1 protein-coding gene and 1 pseudogene are annotated in these 718 nt (G+C 72.0%); both read right to left on the bottom strand.

Going from position 1 to position 718, the window contains the following annotated elements:
• Positions 1-518: pseudogene (gene purH, locus B4M60_RS01795) on the bottom strand (bifunctional phosphoribosylaminoimidazolecarboxamide formyltransferase/IMP cyclohydrolase); the annotation flags it as partial.
• Positions 515-718: formyltransferase family protein (locus B4M60_RS01800; protein ID WP_291079727.1), on the bottom strand; the 204-nt coding region annotated here is incomplete at its 5' end. The gene B4M60_RS01800 and the pseudogene purH, both read right to left, overlap by 4 nt.

Below are 718 nucleotides of genomic sequence, written 5' to 3' on the forward strand. Positions count from 1 at the left end.
AGCGGGAACCCGCCCGCGGCCACGGCGTCCAGCGCCTCGCCGTACCCGGCCGGGTCGACGAGCACGGCGACCGACGGGTGGTTCTTGGCGGCCGCGCGGACCATGGACGGTCCGCCGATGTCGATCTGCTCGACGCAGGCGTCGTAGTCCGCGCCGGAGGCGACGGTGGCGGTGAAGGGATAGAGGTTGACGACGACGAGCTCGAACGTCTCCACGCCCAGGCCCGCGATCTGCTCGAGGTGCTCGGGCTTGCGGGTGTCCGCCAGGATGCCGGCGTGGACCCGCGGGTGCAGGGTCTTGACCCGACCCTCGAGGCACTCCGGGAACCCGGTCAGCGCGTCGACCGGCGTCACGGCGACCCCGGCGTCGGCGATCCGCTGCGCGGTGGACCCGGTGGAGACGATCTCGACCCCGGCGTCGGCCAGGCCACGGGCGAGGTCCTCCAGGCCGGTCTTGTCGTAGACGCTGATGAGGGCGCGGCGTACGGGCCTGCGGGAGTTGTCCGGCTGGGAGGTCACGATCGGTGCACCTTTCGACCTTCGATGTGGAGTCGGCCACTGGCGGCGGCCGAGAGGACGTCGACGAGCAGCTCGCGCTCGACGATCTTGATTCGTTCGTGGAGGGTGGCCTCGGAGTCGTCGGCGAGCACGTCGACGGCGCGCTGGGCGATCACCGGGCCGGTGTCCACCCCGGAGTCGACCAGGTGCACCGTGCAGCC

Source organism: Dietzia sp. UBA5065 (assembly GCA_002415925.1).
In the GTDB taxonomy this organism is placed as follows: Bacteria; Actinomycetota; Actinomycetes; order Mycobacteriales; family Mycobacteriaceae; genus Dietzia.